Here is a 16,840-nt window from a genome sequence, read left to right as displayed (position 1 = left end):
CATGTCCGACAAGAAAACGCCCGAGGAAAACGGCTCCGAGGAAAAGATCGTCATCCCCAGCAACGAGGAGGTCTTGGAAGTCGTCGAAACGTCCGACGAGATCGATGTCATCGATGTGGGCAACAAAGAGTCCGCCAAGATCATCGAGAACTGGTCGGAAGCCAAGTAGGCAGCTAAGACGCGTCTCTGCATTCCTGCTGTCCGCATCAGGCGTGCGCCCGATGCGGACAGCGCTTGGTGCTCGGGCACCGGCAAGCTGTGCGCAACCAACGCTTCACCCCAACGCTTCACGGGAAATATTTCTCAAACTTCTTAAAAATAGCCGTTGACAGAGAAGATGGTTACCGGCATAATAGCTTTTGCTGTTTCGACGTGCGCCGTTACCTCAGCTGGATAGAGGGACTGACTACGAATCAGTACGTCGGGGGTTCGAATCCCTCACGGCGCACCACTTGTCATCCCAGATCAGAGCCGATTTTTAGGCTCTGATTTTTTGTTTTACGGGGACGTTTTGACCAAAAATTGCCGAAATTGGCTCACTAACTCGGTTCAAACGCCTTTCCATGTTTCGTTGCAAAATTATTTTCTCTCTCCACGCATGGAGATTTTGTATACGCACTCAAGAATGCTCTGATTTGGTTCCAAAGCAGATGAAAGATGCTTGGCGCCGCCTTCGAAAAAGACGCTTAAACAACGATTCAAAGGAAGGCGTTTGATTGCGCCCTTTTCGACACGACACGATTTTTCGGTCGGGGGTTCGGCAAAAAGCCCACAGCGCGCTTTCGCTCCGCTGCGCGACACACGGTACAGTCTGCATCACGTCTCGGGCCGCGGGCGATCCGGGACCGAGCCGCGCCAGTCCGCGCTCGAACCTTCTTTCGGACCTCGATCCCCGAGGCTCGCGGAGAGCTTCTTGAACGAGTCCTCGGAAAGGCAGTGTTCCATGCGGCAGGCTTCCTCCGAGGCGATCTTGGCGCCCACGCCGGCCTCCAAGAGCATGCTTTCGAAGAACCTGTGACGCTCGAGGATCGAGCCCGCGACCCGCCCGCCCTCCGGAGTCGGGCGCACATCGCGGCCGACCACCTCGGCGAACCCCGCCGCGGACAGGCTCGACAGCGCCTTGGTGACGCTCGCCTTCGAGACGCCCAGCCGCTCGGCGATGTCGGCGTTGCGGCACGACCCGCGCTCGGAACGGATACGCAGGATTGCCTCGAGGTAGTCCTCTTGCGACTCGCTTCCACTCATGCGGTCGCTCCTTCCCGCTCATTTCCGTTCGAGGTGTCACGACGCAGGTACTGAATGGCCCAAACCAAAAAACTCGCATCGACCGGGCCTTCTCGTAGAACAGCCCCCCTTTCCAGCACGACCGCGAAATCGCAGCACTCCGCCACAAGATCCATGTCGTGCGTCACCACCAGCACCGCCATCCCGTCTTCGGCAATAGCCTGGAACAGACGGGCTGCCTCGAGCATGTGGCTGTAGTCCAAGCCGCTCGTCGGCTCATCGAAGATGAGGACTTTCTTGCTGCTGGCAAGCGCGGAGGCTATGGCCACCCTCTGCTTCTGCCCTCCCGAGAGCGACATGGGGTGCCTCTCTTCCAAACCCTCGAGATCGAGGTGTCCGAAGACTTCTTCGAGACCGGATATGGCACCCTTGCCGGCGGAGAGCAGAACCTCTTCGCGCACGGACGGGCAGAAAAGCTGGTGGTTCACGTCCTGCATCACGACATAGCTCATAGCGAGGCGCTCCCGCTCCGAGAGCGGACCGGAACGGCCGAGGAGCTTCCCCCTGTTTGGCTTGACGAGTCCGGCAAGGCATCGAGAGAACGTCGATTTGCCCGCGCCGTTCCTTCCCAGGACGGCGGTCACGCTCCCCATCCTCACATCCATGCGGTCGATGCCGAGAGCGAGGCCGGCGCCCTTCCGATAGGAAAAGCCCACATCGTCGCAGACTATGCGGTCGGTGCTTTTTCCTGGCAGCATTGCCCGGCTCTCAAGGTCGTGAGAAAGCTCGCTGCGCAGAGGGCGCAGGCCGGTCCTCGCCCGGTCCTCGCGGCTCATGCGCCTGACGTCCTCCAGCGACATCTCGCAGACGAGCCTCCCGTCCTCGATGAGAACCGCCCTGTCCGCCACGCCGTCGAGGTATCCGAGCCGGTGCTCGGCGACGAGGATGGTCGCGCCGCGGCGCTTCAGACTCGCGATAATCGTTCCCAAGGCGTCTATCGCCCTCAGGTCGAGGTTGGAAGAGGGCTCATCGAGGACGTACACGCTCGGAGACATCGCGGAGACGCTGGCGAACGCGACCGCCTGCTTCTCTCCTCCGGACAGCTCGAATATGCTGCGGCCTTTGAGTTCCGCGATCCCCGTCTGAGCGAACGCCTCGTCCACCCGCCGGGCGATTTCTTCTCGTACAAGCCTCATGTTCTCGCAGCCGAAAGACACCTCGGACGTCGTGTCGGTGGCGTAGAACTGCGTGCGGGGATTCTGGAACACGGTCCCGACGATGCCCGCCAGCTCCCATATCTCGCATTCAAAGGGGTCTCTCCCGGCTACCGAGACGGATCCGGAGAGAGAGCCGTCGTAGAAATTCGGGATCATTCCGTTGACGAGGCGCAAGGCGGTCGACTTCCCGCACCCGCTCTTCCCGCAAAGCACCACGCACTCCCCGGCGCCAACGCAAAGCGAGAAATCCCTCAAGGCCGGGGTGCTGGAACCTTCGTAGGCAAACGTCGCATGGCTGAACTCGATCATCACAAAACCCCCTGGAGCTTGAGCGCGCATATGACCGCAACCGACAACAAGGCGATGACCACGACGGCCCAATCGACGAACGACATCCTGGCGTCACGAAGGCATGTGTGCTTCCCGGGGCGGTTGATGCCGCGGCACAGGGCAGCGGCGGACAGCTCGTCGCTCACGTTGACGGCGGACATCATGACGGGCACGACGACGTGCTCGAACGACAGGTTGATCCCCCTCATCCTCATAGCGTCCCGTACATCCGAGCACTCTTGCCTCAACGTGGGGAAGTAGCGGAAGGCGACCGAGAGGGGCACGGTCACGGCCCTGGGAACCCGGAGCTTCGCGGCAACTGCGAGAAACTCGCTCACCTCGGTGGTCGTGATGATGAGAAGCCCCACGGAGAGGACGGGGAGAATCTTGCGGACGAGGACCGCCACGAACATGACGAGCCCGCCGAGAAACCCTCCAAGAACTGGCACCACGGCAAGCTCAACAGCCACGAGGATGGCGAAGGCCGCTGCAAAGCGCGCAGCTGATACAATGCGGCCGCACAACACGGAAAGCGTGATTGCGAAGCCCATGAGGTACACCTCGACCGCAAGCGACGTGGACAGGAACAGCACCGCGTTCATCGCGATGAGAGCCACCGCTTTCGCCCGGGGGTCTATTTTTACAAGGGGTGCCGGGAAACCGCGCATCTTAAACAACGCCGGCTTTCTCGAAATGCTTCTTGAACAGGGCGCGACTGGCGAAGAATCCCGCAACCGCGCAGACGGCGACGAGGGCGACCTGCGCGAAGAGCACCCACGTGGGCGTCAGGGCCGCCAAAGCGTTGCAGAACTCCGCCCCCATCGCCGCCGTCTTCTCGAAATACAGGTCCCGCATGATCCAGATGGGCAGGAATCCTCCGAACAGGTTCTGGGTGAACAGCACGTATGCCGCCAGATTCCACTTCCTGTTTTCGAACTTCCCGATTCCCAGGCACACCTCGGCGAGGACCCCCGCCAAGACCCCGGTGAGGCCCACCACCCAGATGTTCCCCTGAAGCATGAGAAACGCGCACGGCAGGACGGCGGCGATGAAAACCGGACCGTGGACGGGCGCCTTTGCCACAAGCATGCTGAACACAGGCGCGGCGACAAAGGCAATGAGCGCCGGCATCACGAGGTAGAGGGGCGGTATGGGCATGCAGATCGAACCGAAGATGACGAAGATGACGAAATAGAGCGCTATCCACACTCCCGCGGACACGAGCCGTCGGGATTTCGACGCGCTCCGTCTTCCTTTCGCGCCTCTCGTGTCGCGAACCTGGGTGCCGTTCTTTTCCATTGGACATTCCTTTCTCTTGCGCGCTAGACGATCTTCCAGTTTTCGGAGTCCTCTTGGAGGCGGTAGAGGCTCGCGTAGAGCCCTCCCTCTTCCATGAGGAGATCGTGCGTTCCCCGTTCGGCGATGCGCCCCCGTTCGAGCACGGCGATCTCGTCGGCGCCGCGAACGCTGCGAAGGCTGTGGGCCACCATGACGACGGTCCTGCCCTGCAACAGGGCGCCCAGCGCCTTTTGCACCTCGCGCTCGTTGATGGGGTCGAGCGCGCTCGTCGCCTCGTCCAAAAGCACCACGGGCGCGCCCTTCAGGATCGCCCGCGCTATCGCGATGCGCTGGCGCTCGCCGCCGGAAAGGGTCGACCCGCGTTCGCCGACAGGCGTCTGGTATCCCTGCGGCAGAGCCTCGATGAACCCATGGCAGCGCGCCGCCTTGGCCGCCGCGACAACCTCCTCGTGGGTGGCGTCCTCGCGCCCGTAGCGGATGTTGTTCTCCACGGTGTCCTTGAACAGGTAGACGTCCTGGAACACCATCGACACGTTCTCGTAGTACGACTCGGGCGAGGCATGGGAGATGTCGGCCCCGCCGAGCTTCACCGCCCCGCTCGCCGGGTCGTAGAAGCGCGCCGCCAATTTGAGCAAAGTGGACTTGCCCGAGCCCGACGGCCCCACAACGGCGATTCGCGAGCCGGTGCGGGCAAGAACGCTCACGCCTTCGAGCGCCGCCGAGTCGGATCCCGGGTACGTAAAGCCGGCACCTTCCATCGAAAGCTCTGCGCCCTCAATGCCCCCGTTTCCGGGAAGCGGTTTTTGCTCCAAAATCTCGAGAACGCGCCGACCTGCGCGGGCGGACGTCTCGAGCTCCGCCCAGTTCATGATCGCGGCGGACAGAGGATCGTACATGCGCGTTCCCACCATGAGGAACAAGACGAGCACCAGCGGGTCGATCCCGGTTCCCACAAGGGCGGCCGCAACGGCGAGCGTGGCCGGAAGCCCCGCTTTGAGCGCGATGCCGGATAGATGGTTCAGCGCCCCGGTCACGCGCTCCTGGTCGATGCAGGCATCGCGGTAGGCCTCGCATGCGGAGCGCACGCGGTTCATGACGGGTTCGGCTTCGCCCGACGCCTTCACGGGCTCTATGCCGTAGAAGAAGTCCTGCAAGCTCGACGCCACCTCCACGCGAGCCGCCGAAAGCCGCTCGTCCCTGCGTTCGCGAAGGTTGCGCCCTGCCGCCAGAATGACAATGGAGAGCGGCAGGCCGAGCAGCGAGGCGGCGGCGAGGCGCCAATCGACGCAAGCGAGCACCACGCAGGCGATGAAGATGATGGCGATTCCGCTTGCCACCTGGGGAAGCACGTGCGTCATCCCGCGCTCGGTGACGGCGATGTCGCTCATGAGGGTGTTGGTCAGGCGCGCCTGCCCTCCTTCGTCGAGAACCCCCAGCGGAAGCTTGCGTATATGCTCGGCAAGCCGCGTCCTGCTTTCCGCGGAAACCTTGTAGCCATCGGAGAAGCTGGCGTTGATCGCGAAGTGCTCCACGACGAAGGTGGCGACGAGGAGTACCCCCATCGCCGCGCACGCCGCCCACATCGCCGCGATGTCCGCAGCGCCCGACACGATCTGGGCGACGACGAGGGTCAGAAACGCGAACGGCGCCAGCTCGACGATGTTTGCTGCAGTGGTCAGGACTATCGGCTTCGCGAGCCTGCGCGCCTGGCCGCACGAAATGCTGTCGATCATGCCCATTTCCCATCACCTCCCGGCGTCCCACGACGCCGATTCGACGGACGCCTCCCACAGGCGCCGGTACATTCCGTCCTCGGACAGGAGCTCTTCGTGCGTGCCCTGCTGGACCACCTCGCCGCCGTCTAGGACGATGATGTTGCCCGCTCTGACGACGGTGGAAAGCCGGTGCGCGACCATGATCACCGTGCGCCCTTCGGCCAGGCTCGCAAGCGCCATCTGCACCTCGCGCTCGGTGTCGGCATCCATCGCCGACGTGGGCTCGTCGAGAACCAGGACGGGCGCGTTTTTCAGGAACGCACGCGCTATCGCGATGCGCTGCCGCTCGCCGCCGGAAAGCCCGACGCCACCATCGCCGATCACCGTGTCCATGCCGTCCGGCAAAGCCTCGATGAAGCTCGTGCAACGCGCGGCGCGGGCGGCTTGCGCCACCTCTTCGTCGCTCGCTTCGGAACGGGCGAGCCGAATGTTGTCCGCTACGCTCATGGAGAACACGTGGCTTTCCTGGAACACGAAGGAGACGAGGTTGGACAGCTCGCCCTCGGAAAACGAGGCGACGCTTTCCCCTCCGATGCGAACCCGCCCTTCCGTCGGACTCCAGAACCCGCACACGAGCTGCGCCGCGGTCGACTTTCCGGATCCCGAAGGCCCCACGACCGCGGTGAGCTCCCCTTCGCGCGCCGTGAAGCTCACGTCCGAGAGGACGGGGGCGTCGCCGTAAGCGAAGGAAGCGTGGTCGAACTCGACGCTGAACCCTTGCGGCTCGCGGCCGCCCGCCGTCCGATGCGGCTCCTCTTCGAGCACCGCAGCGATGCGGCCGACCGACTCCGAGAGCAGGTTCATGCCTTCGGAGAACGAGCGCAGCTTGCAAACGGGCATCGCGGCCGCCGGGGCGAACACCAGGAAGAAAAGCGCCGTTGCAGCCAGATCGGGACTCGCCGGATCGGCGGAGAAAATCGCCACGACGAGAGGCGCCAGAAACGTCGCCACCGAGATGACGACCGACCGGAAGAACGTCACGCCGACCCCCACCTGGCGGCTCATGCCCGAGGTGAAGTCCCGGTACGCCTCGATGTCGTCCTGGAAGCCGGCGAAGGATTTGGGCGTCTGGCCGAACATCTTGATCGAGGGCATTCCGTGGACGTACTCCGTCGCCGCGGAGCTGATGCGCTCAAGGGCGTCGAAATTCTCCTTCATGGCGCCTGATTTCAGCAGTTTGACCATGGGCACGAACTGCCCCAAGAACCCCACCGCCAACACCGCCACGGCGGCGAGGGCGAGCAGGGCGTCGAAGGACACCATGCTGGCGACGAGAAGGGCGAGCAGCGCCACCGTGCTCACGAAATCCGGGAGCTGGTGGGCGATGAAGCCCTCCAGCTGGTCCACGTCGGTCTGGACGACCTGCACGAGCTTGCCCGACGCGTTCTTCTTGAAGTACGAGATCGGCAGGCGCTTGATATGCTCGACGAGGCCGATGCGAACGACACAGATCGCGCGAAACGCGAACTTGTGGCACAGCATCGACGAGGCGAAGGACAGAAGGAGGCTTCCCGCCACGCCGACTGCGGCGGCGGCCGCGCAGACGGCAAGCGTCGATGCAGATGCCGGGAACCATGCTGGCAACGGCAAGCCCGCGAACGCCGAGAGCGCGAAGAACACCGCAAAAACGGGGACGGTTTCCAGCAATGCCGCCAGCACCGCGAGCGCAACGCCGGGCGCCACGCCGGAAAGCGGGACCCCCGAGCGGGACAGAACCCCGCCCAAACCTTTCTTCTCTTTGCGAGCCATAAGGCCGACCTCCTTAACGCAACGTCGGCATAAAGGTAAACCTTGGCTAACTGTTTGCGGTATACTGTGCGACGAAACGAGCATTTCGGACGCTTGGAGCAGTCTTGCGCATACTTGACCATATAGAGCAGACCCTGGAACGCACACCTTCGCTCCCCTTCGAGGTGGTGTTCGAAGGGGAAAGGGCGATGATTTCGTATCCCGAGGGCGGATTCACGGAAATGATGGAATCGATCGAGGGGATCCTGGTGACGAAACACCGCATGAAGTCATCCGGGTTCGAGATGTCGACCAAAGGCATCGGCGAGGGCGTGAAGCTCAACTACTGCATCGCAGGCCGATTAGAGGTCTCCATGAACGACGGCAGGAGCTTCTATCTGGGGCCAGGCGAGCTCTCCGTTGAGACATCGACGGCATCGGAATTCTCATTCCCCTGCGGGTTCTACCAAGGGGTCGAGATCTTCATCCATCCATCGTGTCTCAACACGCCTCCTCGTCTCTTCGTGGAGGCGGGGATCGATCTCGCCGCCGTCGTCGCACGGCTGAGCACGCCAGAAATGCGAAGCTGGACGAAAAGGAGCGACGACGCGACGGAACGAGCATTTTTAACCATATTCGAGCCCCGCCGATTCGCGGAAGACGCCTCTGCCCGCATAGGCATCGCACAGCTTCTGCTGAAGCTTGCGGAAGACGGAGCGCCAGCAAGGGAGTCCGATTCGACCATCCTCACGAAACGCCAAGTCGATTTGGCGAAGGAGGCGGAGCGCATTCTTGCGGGAGATCTGTCCAAAAGGAAGAGCATCGAATCCATTGCCGCTGAGCTCGGGGTCAAGCCGACCGCGTTGAAAACATGCTTCAAGGGGGTTTACGGAGCTCCCATATCGGAATACCTCCATAAGAAGAGAATGCGGACGGCTGCCCTCTTGCTCGAGACGGGAGACGACTCGGTTGCCACGATTGCACACTCCGTGGGATTCGCCAACGCGGGAAAGTTCAGCGAGGCTTTCAAGCGAACATATGGAATGACTCCTTTGAGGTACAGGCATTCGTCTAACGGCGAAATCCGAGGAAGCAGCCCCTCACGATTGCTGGCAGAGGGCGCCATGTTGCCGTCTTCAGGTGCGCAAGCGGGATTGATAAACGCAAGATTCTCAGCATAGCTTCTCTTCGATTCGTTTGGACGATCATCGGGATGGCAGGGCCCTCACCCCTCGGCCCACCTCGCCAGGGGCGGCAGCCCGAGGGAGCGCAGGGCGGCGTCGCACCCGTAGACGGTGAGGCCGCCCTGCGCGAGCAGCGCGCGGTAGGCCTCGTGGAGGGCGCACCCGCCGAGGTGGTAGCCCACGGCGTTGAACAGCCCCTCGGCGTCGGGCAGGGGCAGCCCCAGCCCGACGCACACCTGCATGACCGTCTCGGGCCTGGGGCGGTCGGCGATCCTGCCGTACCTGATGCGCTCGTAGGTCTTCTCCGAGAGCAGCGTGCGCCGGCAGAACTCGGCCTTGGACACCCCCAGGCGCTCGACGTGGGCCCGGTCGAGGAGGGCGAAGGGCGCCGGGGAGGCCTCACCGCCCGCGGCCAAGGCGGTCGGCGAGCTTCCTGAACGACCCCTCGGACAGGCAGTGCTCCATGCGGCAGGCCTCGGCCGAGGCGGTCTTCGCGTCCACGCCGGACTCGGCGAGCAGCCGCTCGAAGAAGCGGTGCTTGGCGAGGGTGGCCTCGGCGAGGCGCCCGCCCTCCTCGGTCAGCCGCACGTCGCGGCCGACCACCTCGGCGAGGCCCCTGCGCGTCAGGTTGCCGAGCGCCTTGGTCACGCTCGCCTTCGAGACGCCCAGCCGCTCGGCGATGTCCACGTTGCGGCACGACCCGCGCAGGCGGCGGATCACGAGGATGGCCTCGAGGTAGTCCTCGGAGGACTCAGTTAGCACCCCATTCCGTGGGCCGCAGCCTGCGTCGGCGTCATCCCTCATTCCAATCATCCTCTCGTTCGCCAAGTCCCTGCAGGCGACATGGCATCGCGGGCAATCTGCCACATGAGCCGACTTTGCATCGGCAAAGATGACGAGATCGACCGATTAGCGATGTTGTCCCCTTATCGAAGAAAAAACCTGGGTCTGCTCCATGTGGCACGCCCCTTCTGCCATTCGGAAAGAGCCATGGAGTCGACTCCCACTGCGTTAAGTGAAAGCAACTAGCGAACGTGCTCCATAAACCTAAGGACGCTTTCGCTGGACCCGTGCGCTCGCAGATCGACCTTTTCGCAGCCGCTCCGCCCCACCATCAGAGCCGAAGTGCAGACCTTGAACAAAAACTCAAGGTCATGGGTGATGACAGCCACGGGACGGCCTTTGGCAAGCTCCTCGATGAGTTCGGCAATCCTTGCCATGTGCATGAAGTCGAGGCCCGATGTCGGCTCATCCAGAACGACAATCTTCTTGTTGCTTAGAAAGGCGCAAGCCAGCGCCAAACGCTGCTTCTGGCCCCCCGATAGACTCTGCGGATGCTCGGTCCTTTTGTCCCATAGGCCGATGGCCTTGACGATGCGCGCTGCCTCGTCAAGGCGGTCGTTATCAATGTCTTTCCAGTCGGTCAGGATCTCGTTTTCCACCGTATCGAAAAACAGCTGGTAATCGACGTCTTGCATCATGTAGTACGAACAGCGAAGCCTCTGCCGCGGTCCAACCCCCCACGAGAAGGCTTGCCGCCCGCCGGCAAGGCCGCACATCGCTCGGGCGAGCGTGCTCTTTCCGACTCCGTTCGCCCCAAGGACGCCCATAACCTCGCCTTCTCGCAAAGAGAGCGTCAAGGGCCCAATCAGGGCTCGCCCGCCTGCAGAGACCGAAACGCCCTTCATTGAGGCAGCCTCTGCCCCGAGCTGACGGTGGTTTTCCGGATTCAAGCCGCGCAAATCAAGTGCACGAAGCCCATAGCGCGCGCAATCCTCGGCACGAAGCCGACCCGCTGCGAACGAATCGATGATTTGGCCGCCCGCCATGACGTAGAGCCTGTCGTAGAGATCCGCCAGAAAGTAAAGCCTGTGCTCGGCGATGACGACGGTCTTGCCGAGGGCCTTCAAATCGGCGAGGATTCGGCGAAAGTCCTCTATCCCTCCGTGGTCGAGGCTGGCGGACGGCTCGTCGAAGAAAATCACCTGGGTGTCGTAGACGAGCGTCGAGGCTATGGCGACGCGCTGCTTCTCTCCTCCCGAGAGGCCTACGAGGTCCTTGCCCGCCAGATGCGCGATTTTCATGCTCTCGAAAGCCGACTCGGCCCTTTCGACCAGCTCCTCGCGAGGCATGCCCAGATTCTCGCCGACGAGGGCCACCTCGTCGGCCGCCTTGCGGGTGAAGAACTGGTCGGTCGGGTTCTGGAACACGTTGCCGATCGCACGGGCAAGCTCGCCGGAGGAAAACTCTCCCAGGCTTTTCCCGAGAAGCTCGATTCTCCCATCGAGCTCGCCTTCGTACTGATCAGGAATCAAGCCGTTCATGGCGCGCATGAGAGTGGTCTTCCCGCACCCGGAGTTGCCAGTGAGCACGACGAGCTCGCCGCGCTCCACCGAAAACCGCACGTTCTTCAATGCCGCAAAATCTTCTCCCTTGTACGAGAAAAACCGAATGTCGACGTCAATCACATCCATACCGCGACCCCCAAAAGAACGACTCCGGCGCCCAAGGCGGCCCCGTCAAGCAGACCGAAGGAGAGACTTCGGTAGCTCGTCTTTTCACAATCCGCTTCGATTCCTTTCGAAACCACGGAGGAGACGAGCGTCTCGCTCACGTGCAGGCACTTGTACACCAGGGGCACGAAGTAGAGCTCGAAGGCGCGCACAGGACGAAGCGGGCTCGGGCGCAGCCCGCGAACCCGCATCCCGCGCTTTATCTCCTTCACGCGGCCGCCCATCTCATCGAGGAAGCGCAACCCTATGACTGCGCCGACTGCGGCTCTGTTCGGAACGTGCAGATTGCGCATGCTCGCCAGAAGCTTCGAGGAGCTTGTCATCATGAGGGCGCAACCGACGTTGACGACGGGGAAGACCCTCACCACCAAAACCGCCACGCCCAGGAAGATGCTCGTGACATAGCCGATGTCGACATGCAGGATCAGCTGCACGACCCCGCACGCTACCGCAAAGAGCACAAGCTGCCTCAAGAAGGATGCCGGCGAGACGTCCAAAAGGACGAGAAACGACAGCACCAGCACGAGGACATATACCAGCTGATTGGCGAGAAACGCTTGGATGAGCGCCAGAAGCGTCAGCGCGAAGAGCGTCAGTGGGTGCAGATGCCCCTCGCGCCCGCCGTCGAGCAGATCCGTTTGCCCCATCAACCCAGCCTGCTTTCCTTTGCGCCCTTTTCGAAGAACTTGTCGTTAATGAACATTCCGAAACGCCCGGCCAGAAGCTCGGTCACAATGTTAATCAGCACGCAGATAACCATCATGTCGACCGTATACATCGCCACCATCTGCTGCGCCTGTTCAAGCGAGATGCTCTCGACGAAAGTCGCCAGCCCATCGGATCCCAGAACGAGCACGAACACTATCATGTGCATCGAATAGATGAACATCGATGCCGAAAACGACAGCCACACCCTCTTCTTGTTTCCGTAGTCGCCGACGATGATCTCTGCGACGATGCCCGCGATCAGGCACAAGGGCGTCGCGACGGCAAAGCCCATGATCGCGTAGAGCACGCCGTAGATCAACCAGAAGCAGAAAGCCGTCCCTCTTTTTTGCACCTTGCGTGCCATGATGATGTAAACGGGACCGACGAAGAAGGCCGCGAATCCCGCCGAGACGTACATGGAAAGCGCGCCGAACATGCCGGTTATCATGCCGACGCCCATCCCGAGGGCGAATCCGATTACCCCCAGTACCGCTATTGTCGCGATGTCCTTCAGTTTCATGTGATCCTCCTTTTGCTCGGTTTGCTATGCCAATTGCCACTGGGAGCTCGCGTTGCGCTTGTCCCAGAAGTCTTTGTATTTTCCTTCGAGGGCGATCAGCTCGTCGTGCGTTCCCATCTCCGCAACCTTGCCCGAGCGGTCCATGACCACGATCTTGTCCGCCATGCGCACGGTTTCGAGCTTGTGCGCGACCACGATGAGCGTGGAGCGCCGTTTGAGCGTCTCTATTGAACGAACGACGTTCTTCTCGTTTTCCGCATCGAGAGCCGACGTCGCCTCGTCCAGAAGCACGATGGGAGCCTGTTTGAGAAGCGCTCGAGCGATGGAAACGCGCTGCCGCTCGCCGCCGGAAAGCGAGCGACCTCCTTCGCCGCACAGCGTCTCCCAGCCCTCGGAAAGGCGCTCGACGACCTCCGTCATCCCGGCAAGGTCGGCGACCGCGCGAAGCTGCTCCTCCGAAGCATCCGGGTTCGCCATAAGCACGTTGTTTCGCAGCGTGTCGTTAAAGAGATAGACGTCCTGGAAAACGAAAGACACCCGAGCGAAAAGATCCTTTGTCGTCATATCGCGGACGTCTACACCGCCGATCCTGACCGCTCCGTCGTCGACGTCGTAAAAACGCGCGATCAGCTTGAGCAAGGTCGTCTTGCCGCAGCCAGATGGGCCCACGATGGCGACCATACTGCCTTCCGGAACGTCGAGATCGACTCCACGAAGGATCGGCTTTTCCTTCATGTAAGAGAAGCGAACCCCTCCCATTCGGACGCTTGCGTCGATCGGACAAGCCCTCGACTCGCCCACAACCGGCAACTCGGCTGCTTCGACCACCTCGTCCATGCCGTCGAGCATTGCCCGACGGTCCTCCATCCCGAATAGGGCTGAGGCGACCTCGTTGAGGAGGGTGGTGAACCTTAATGCGACGCCGATCATGACCACCGTCTCAAGTGCTCCGATGCTTCCGCTTGCACCCAAGCAGCTCACCGCGATAATCATGCTCACAACGAGCGCCTGCACGCTCGCTCCGGAAAGGATTTCGCCGAGAGCGCTCCACCACAGGCCGCGGACCGACCGCCTTCCACCTTCTGCGAAACTGCCCTCAAGCTCCGCATAGTCGGCGCCCGCACGGCAGGCGCGCAGCGATCCTTGGCATCGTGCGAACTCGACTATCCTCGCGGCGATATCTCGCTCGGCGGAATCCTCCAGCCCGTTTCCTTTTCCGACGCATGCCTGCGAAACACGCAGAAGAAGGAAAAGGATCGGGATGGAAAGTGTCAGCATGATTCCAATTTGCCAGCTCCAAAGCCACACGGCAGCGCAGAACACGACTGCGGCGGCAGCGTTTTTGATAAGTTGACCGACATAAAGCGCGGCGGCCTGTCCGGTCGAGATCATTTCCTGTGTGACCACGCGCGAAAGCCTTCCGGCGCTATCCGCCTTGAACCAGCCGAGCGGCAAACGCGACACTTTGTTCCCGATGACCACCTGCATATTGCGCATGAAGCCCAGCCCTGCCGCATAGCTGAGTTTGGTGCCGAAGAACGAGGCTGTCGAGCCGACGACTGTCACCGCTGCAAGCGCGACCGCCCAGCCCCAGAATGTCAAACCCCATTGGGGGCCGCCGGACTGGAGAGCCATGGCCGCCGGCATCATGATGGCGAGACCAATGCCGCACATCACGCCGGAAAGGGCGTAGAGCAGAGTTCCCAGACGGTGCTGGCGCCTATCGCTCTCGTCCATATAACGACGAAGCCTCGGTAAGAAGCGTTTGGAATTACTCATCTGCATCGCCCTCTTCTTCACTGCCGCAGAGGCCTCCCTGCTTGAGAAGCGCCTGGTAATGCTCGTTGACTTGAATCTCCGCATGCGTTCCAAGGGCGACGATCCTGCCTTCTTCCAACACGGCTATTTGATCGGCGCCTAGAACGGCGTTAAGCCGGTGGGCGATAGCCAGAACGGTTCGGCCCTCGACCAAGGCACTTAGCGCTTTCTGGATTTCGAGCTCTGAATCCGGGTCAGCAAAAGCGGTGGCCTCATCCATGATGAGAACCGGCGTGTCGGCCAAAAGGGCGCGCGCTATGCTCACGCGCTGGCTCTCGCCGCCGGAAAGCGAGCAGTCAGTTCCTAAAACGCTGTCGTACCCCTTGGGCAACGACATGATGAAATCGTCGATCTGCGCTGTGCGGGCAGCCTCCCGAATCTCTTCCAGAGAAGCCTCCGGCTTCGCTAAAGAAATGTTCCTCCCGATGGAGGCGTTGATCAGCATGGGGTCCTGGAGCACGAACGAAACCGCGCTATAGAGGTCACGGGAGGAGATATCCCGCAAATCAACGCCGCCGAGACGGATGGAGCCGCTTTCCGGATCGTCGAAGCGCGCGATGAGCGTGGCGAGCGTCGATTTTCCCGAGCCTGACGGGCCGATGAGCGCCGTCATGGTACCAGGATTAAGGACAAGGCTGACGCCGCGCAAGGCCTGGTTATCGCCGTAGGAGTATGATACGTCGTTCACCTCAACGACGACCCCGTCGGGCTTCATTGGGGCTCCCGACTCGGGAATCGACGGCGTGTCCAGGATCTCGCACAGCCTGACGGCGGCGGCGCCGGCCATCTGGTACGACCATGTGCTGTTGGCGACAGCGCTGATGGCGGTCGGCAAAACGATGGCTATCAGCGAGCACGCGAGAACTTGGGGGAGGCTGGCCAGCCCCGCCCCCATGACGATTGCGCCGCCGCAGAGGTTGATCAGCAGAAGCAAGGGAGAGGAGATGAGCTCGCCGGCAATCGAGCAAAGCCCAATGAGCGGGGCGCACCAGTCCCAGTACGACTGGGAGAATGCCGATGCGGCGTCCGCGTAATTACGATGCGCCTCTCCTGTTTTCCCGAACGCTTTGACCACCTTGATGCCGGACACGAGCTCGACCATCGTCGAGGACACTTGTGCAAGATGCCCGTTCATCTCGGCGGTTTTCGGGCCCATATCCTTCATGGAGAGCGCCTGCAGCAGGAAATAGAGGGGGATTGTGGCAACGCCGATCAACGCCAGACGCCAATTGACCCAGAGCATGAAAGCCAGAAGGACCATCGGCTGCAAAACGCCGTTGAGACGATCGACCGGCCCATGCGCGATAACGGTGTGAACCGTCTTCGTGTCATCCTGCACAGCGCTTCTGACCTTACCGGATTCCGTAGCGCTAAACCAAGCAAGAGGCGCGTGGCTCAACCGCTCAACGATACCCTTGCGGATGACGTAGCGCAGCTTCATGTCGGCAAAATGCGTAATAATAAGCGCGAGAGCGCGAAAGAATAGCTGCGAGAGGAACGCCATAACGAGAAGGAGGGCAATTTCGTATACCTTGGACGCATCGGCCTGCGCGAGCGGGCCTTCTCCCACTAGGAATAGGTCTCCCAGCCATACCAAAGCCAAATACGGGGCAAAGGACAAAAGCGCCGAGAGTACCGTAAACACCTGTGCCAGCATGACACGTCCCTTGACGGGACCAGACAGGCGCCTGATAGCCTCTCGCCCCGCTTCGTCCCGTTGCCGGTCTTGCTCGCTTGTCTCTGCCATGGGCACCACCTCAAGTTATAGTCTCGGTTAATAATGACTTAGTTATCTTTGACGGCAAAAAAAGAAAGAGCCGTCAAAGCGTGCGATATTTCTCCCAGCCTGCATTGAAGAACGTTGAAATAACCTCGGTTGTCGCGTTGAGTTCCTCGACGCTCTTCGCATGGATGATGTTCTCAGAAAGAGCGCTGTAGAACGCGTGATTGACGATGTGGAGAGATTCCTTCGAGATAACAGCTCGAGCCTTCTCTGCGCCGTGGATTAGCTCAAGAGCACGAAGGGTCGTTCTGTCCTCCTCGTCGACGAGCCAATCCAGGAAATGCTCGTAAGGAGTGCCGTAGGAGCGGAACACAAGGAGCTCGTAGATGTCGCGATGGGAGTACAGCATCGCCGTGGTCGCGAGCGTCCCCGCCGCTTTGGCCTCGAGCGCGGCGCGCACCTGCTCCGGAGTCACGGGCTTTCTTTCGTCGTACCCGGCGAAACCTCGCTCCTCACCCTGAGCGTAAGCTTTGCGAATCATGTTTGCCAGCGGCTCGACCAGCTCCGAGAAGAGCGCCTCTTTGTCCTTGAAGTGCTTGTAGAACGCCCCGGTGGTCACGCCGGCTGCCTTGCAGATCCTACGCAGGTTCGCCTTCTCGAATCCCTCTTCCAAAAACGCCGCAAGGCCGCTCTCCAAGATGCGCTCGTGCGTCTCCTGGTAGTTTCCGTTGCCCACTACGGCCACCCCCCTTCAAAAGTAACTTAGATATCTTTCGTTCTGGGGATTTTACCACCAAAGTT

The 16,840-nt window shown here is 61.4% G+C and carries 16 protein-coding genes and 1 tRNA gene; 3 read left to right on the top strand and 14 right to left on the bottom strand.

Going from position 1 to position 16,840, the window contains the following annotated elements; all coding sequences use genetic code 11:
• Position 1 precedes the first annotated feature (1 nt).
• Both LB310_RS04395 and LB310_RS04390 read left to right on the top strand, forming a co-directional pair.
• Entirely contained in the window at positions 2-169 is a 168-nt protein-coding gene (locus LB310_RS04395) for a hypothetical protein (RefSeq protein ID WP_157005097.1), read from the top strand.
• A 205-nt stretch (positions 170-374) separates the two neighbouring features.
• Positions 375-451: transfer RNA gene (locus LB310_RS04390), tRNA-Arg, on the top strand.
• A gap of 365 nt (positions 452-816) precedes the next feature.
• Here LB310_RS04390 and LB310_RS04385 read toward each other — a convergent pair.
• From LB310_RS04385 to LB310_RS04360, 6 genes are read right to left on the bottom strand one after another with little or no spacing between them, the layout of a single operon-like run.
• A complete protein-coding gene (locus LB310_RS04385; protein WP_301154617.1) occupies positions 817-1,245 on the bottom strand; it encodes a metal-dependent transcriptional regulator in 429 nt (142 codons plus the stop codon).
• Positions 1,242-2,750 carry an ABC transporter ATP-binding protein gene (locus tag LB310_RS04380; protein ID WP_301154616.1) on the bottom strand — a complete coding sequence of 503 codons (1,509 nt, stop codon included), beginning with the start codon at positions 2,748-2,750 and terminating at the stop codon, positions 1,242-1,244. The genes LB310_RS04385 and LB310_RS04380 overlap by 4 nt, the downstream gene beginning before the upstream one ends.
• A complete protein-coding gene (locus LB310_RS04375) occupies positions 2,750-3,439 on the bottom strand; it encodes an energy-coupling factor transporter transmembrane component T (protein ID WP_301154641.1) in 690 nt (229 codons plus the stop codon). Before LB310_RS04375 ends, LB310_RS04380 begins: the two co-directional genes overlap by 1 nt.
• A 1-nt stretch (position 3,440) precedes the next feature.
• Complete coding sequence (locus LB310_RS04370; protein ID WP_301154615.1) at positions 3,441-4,070, bottom strand: MptD family putative ECF transporter S component; 630 nt, start codon at positions 4,068-4,070, stop codon at positions 3,441-3,443.
• Positions 4,071-4,093: 23 nt separating this feature from the next.
• A complete protein-coding gene (locus tag LB310_RS04365; RefSeq protein WP_301154614.1) occupies positions 4,094-5,803 on the bottom strand; it encodes an ABC transporter ATP-binding protein in 1,710 nt (569 codons plus the stop codon).
• A gap of 12 nt (positions 5,804-5,815) precedes the next feature.
• Positions 5,816-7,594, bottom strand: a complete 1,779-nt coding sequence (locus LB310_RS04360) for an ABC transporter ATP-binding protein (protein WP_301154613.1) — start codon at positions 7,592-7,594, stop codon at positions 5,816-5,818.
• A gap of 104 nt (positions 7,595-7,698) precedes the next feature.
• On the opposite strand from LB310_RS04360, the gene LB310_RS04355 reads away from it, so the two are divergent.
• Positions 7,699-8,754 carry an AraC family transcriptional regulator gene (locus LB310_RS04355; RefSeq protein WP_301154612.1) on the top strand — a complete coding sequence of 352 codons (1,056 nt, stop codon included), beginning with the start codon at positions 7,699-7,701 and terminating at the stop codon, positions 8,752-8,754.
• A 44-nt stretch (positions 8,755-8,798) separates the two neighbouring features.
• Here LB310_RS04355 and LB310_RS04350 read toward each other — a convergent pair whose 3' ends face one another.
• The 8 genes from LB310_RS04350 to LB310_RS04315 all read right to left on the bottom strand — a co-directional run bounded on the left by LB310_RS04350 (position 8,799) and on the right by LB310_RS04315 (position 16,775).
• Positions 8,799-9,173 carry a dethiobiotin synthetase gene (locus LB310_RS04350; protein ID WP_301154611.1) on the bottom strand — a complete coding sequence of 125 codons (375 nt, stop codon included), beginning with the start codon at positions 9,171-9,173 and terminating at the stop codon, positions 8,799-8,801.
• Complete coding sequence (locus LB310_RS04345) at positions 9,157-9,561, bottom strand: metal-dependent transcriptional regulator (protein WP_301154610.1); 405 nt, start codon at positions 9,559-9,561, stop codon at positions 9,157-9,159. The genes LB310_RS04350 and LB310_RS04345 overlap by 17 nt, the downstream gene beginning before the upstream one ends.
• A 221-nt stretch (positions 9,562-9,782) precedes the next feature.
• Positions 9,783-11,231 (bottom strand): ABC transporter ATP-binding protein, encoded by a 1,449-nt coding sequence (locus tag LB310_RS04340; protein ID WP_301154609.1) that lies wholly within the window; start codon positions 11,229-11,231, stop codon positions 9,783-9,785.
• Positions 11,222-11,917, bottom strand: a complete 696-nt coding sequence (locus LB310_RS04335; RefSeq protein ID WP_301154608.1) for an energy-coupling factor transporter transmembrane protein EcfT — start codon at positions 11,915-11,917, stop codon at positions 11,222-11,224. Before LB310_RS04335 ends, LB310_RS04340 begins: the two co-directional genes overlap by 10 nt.
• On the bottom strand, positions 11,917-12,498 hold the full coding sequence (locus LB310_RS04330) for an MptD family putative ECF transporter S component (RefSeq protein ID WP_301154607.1): 582 nt from the start codon (positions 12,496-12,498) through the stop codon (positions 11,917-11,919). The genes LB310_RS04335 and LB310_RS04330 overlap by 1 nt, the downstream gene beginning before the upstream one ends.
• A 24-nt stretch (positions 12,499-12,522) precedes the next feature.
• A complete protein-coding gene (locus LB310_RS04325; RefSeq protein WP_301154606.1) occupies positions 12,523-14,283 on the bottom strand; it encodes an ABC transporter ATP-binding protein in 1,761 nt (586 codons plus the stop codon).
• Positions 14,270-15,973: an ABC transporter ATP-binding protein gene (locus LB310_RS04320; RefSeq protein ID WP_301154605.1), complete on the bottom strand. Its 1,704-nt coding sequence runs from the start codon at positions 15,971-15,973 to the stop codon at positions 14,270-14,272. Before LB310_RS04320 ends, LB310_RS04325 begins: the two co-directional genes overlap by 14 nt.
• Positions 15,974-16,136: 163 nt before the next feature.
• Complete coding sequence (locus tag LB310_RS04315) at positions 16,137-16,775, bottom strand: TetR/AcrR family transcriptional regulator (protein ID WP_301154604.1); 639 nt, start codon at positions 16,773-16,775, stop codon at positions 16,137-16,139.
• Between the last annotated feature and the right edge of the window lie 65 nt (positions 16,776-16,840).

The organism is Gordonibacter sp. RACS_AR49, from assembly GCF_030418435.1.
GTDB lineage: Bacteria > Actinomycetota > Coriobacteriia > Coriobacteriales > Eggerthellaceae > Gordonibacter > Gordonibacter urolithinfaciens.
The sequence above is the reverse complement of the archived record's forward strand: the minus strand, read 5'-3'. Positions and strand labels throughout refer to the sequence as shown.

Excerpts from the sequence above, each read along its gene's own strand:
- LB310_RS04395 (WP_157005097.1), top strand. The coding sequence starts at position 2 with ATGTCCGACAAGAAAACGCCCGAGGAAAACGGCTCCGAGGAAAAGATC.
- LB310_RS04385 (WP_301154617.1), bottom strand. The coding sequence starts at position 1,245 with ATGAGTGGAAGCGAGTCGCAAGAGGACTACCTCGAGGCAATCCTGCGT.
- LB310_RS04380 (WP_301154616.1), bottom strand. The coding sequence starts at position 2,750 with ATGATCGAGTTCAGCCATGCGACGTTTGCCTACGAAGGTTCCAGCACC.
- LB310_RS04375 (WP_301154641.1), bottom strand. The coding sequence starts at position 3,439 with ATGCGCGGTTTCCCGGCACCCCTTGTAAAAATAGACCCCCGGGCGAAA.
- LB310_RS04370 (WP_301154615.1), bottom strand. The coding sequence starts at position 4,070 with ATGGAAAAGAACGGCACCCAGGTTCGCGACACGAGAGGCGCGAAAGGA.
- LB310_RS04365 (WP_301154614.1), bottom strand. The coding sequence starts at position 5,803 with ATGATCGACAGCATTTCGTGCGGCCAGGCGCGCAGGCTCGCGAAGCCG.
- LB310_RS04360 (WP_301154613.1), bottom strand. The coding sequence starts at position 7,594 with ATGGCTCGCAAAGAGAAGAAAGGTTTGGGCGGGGTTCTGTCCCGCTCG.
- LB310_RS04345 (WP_301154610.1), bottom strand. The coding sequence starts at position 9,561 with ATGAGGGATGACGCCGACGCAGGCTGCGGCCCACGGAATGGGGTGCTA.
- LB310_RS04340 (WP_301154609.1), bottom strand. The coding sequence starts at position 11,231 with ATGGATGTGATTGACGTCGACATTCGGTTTTTCTCGTACAAGGGAGAA.
- LB310_RS04335 (WP_301154608.1), bottom strand. The coding sequence starts at position 11,917 with ATGGGGCAAACGGATCTGCTCGACGGCGGGCGCGAGGGGCATCTGCAC.
- LB310_RS04330 (WP_301154607.1), bottom strand. The coding sequence starts at position 12,498 with ATGAAACTGAAGGACATCGCGACAATAGCGGTACTGGGGGTAATCGGA.
- LB310_RS04325 (WP_301154606.1), bottom strand. The coding sequence starts at position 14,283 with ATGCAGATGAGTAATTCCAAACGCTTCTTACCGAGGCTTCGTCGTTAT.
- LB310_RS04320 (WP_301154605.1), bottom strand. The coding sequence starts at position 15,973 with ATGCTGGCACAGGTGTTTACGGTACTCTCGGCGCTTTTGTCCTTTGCC.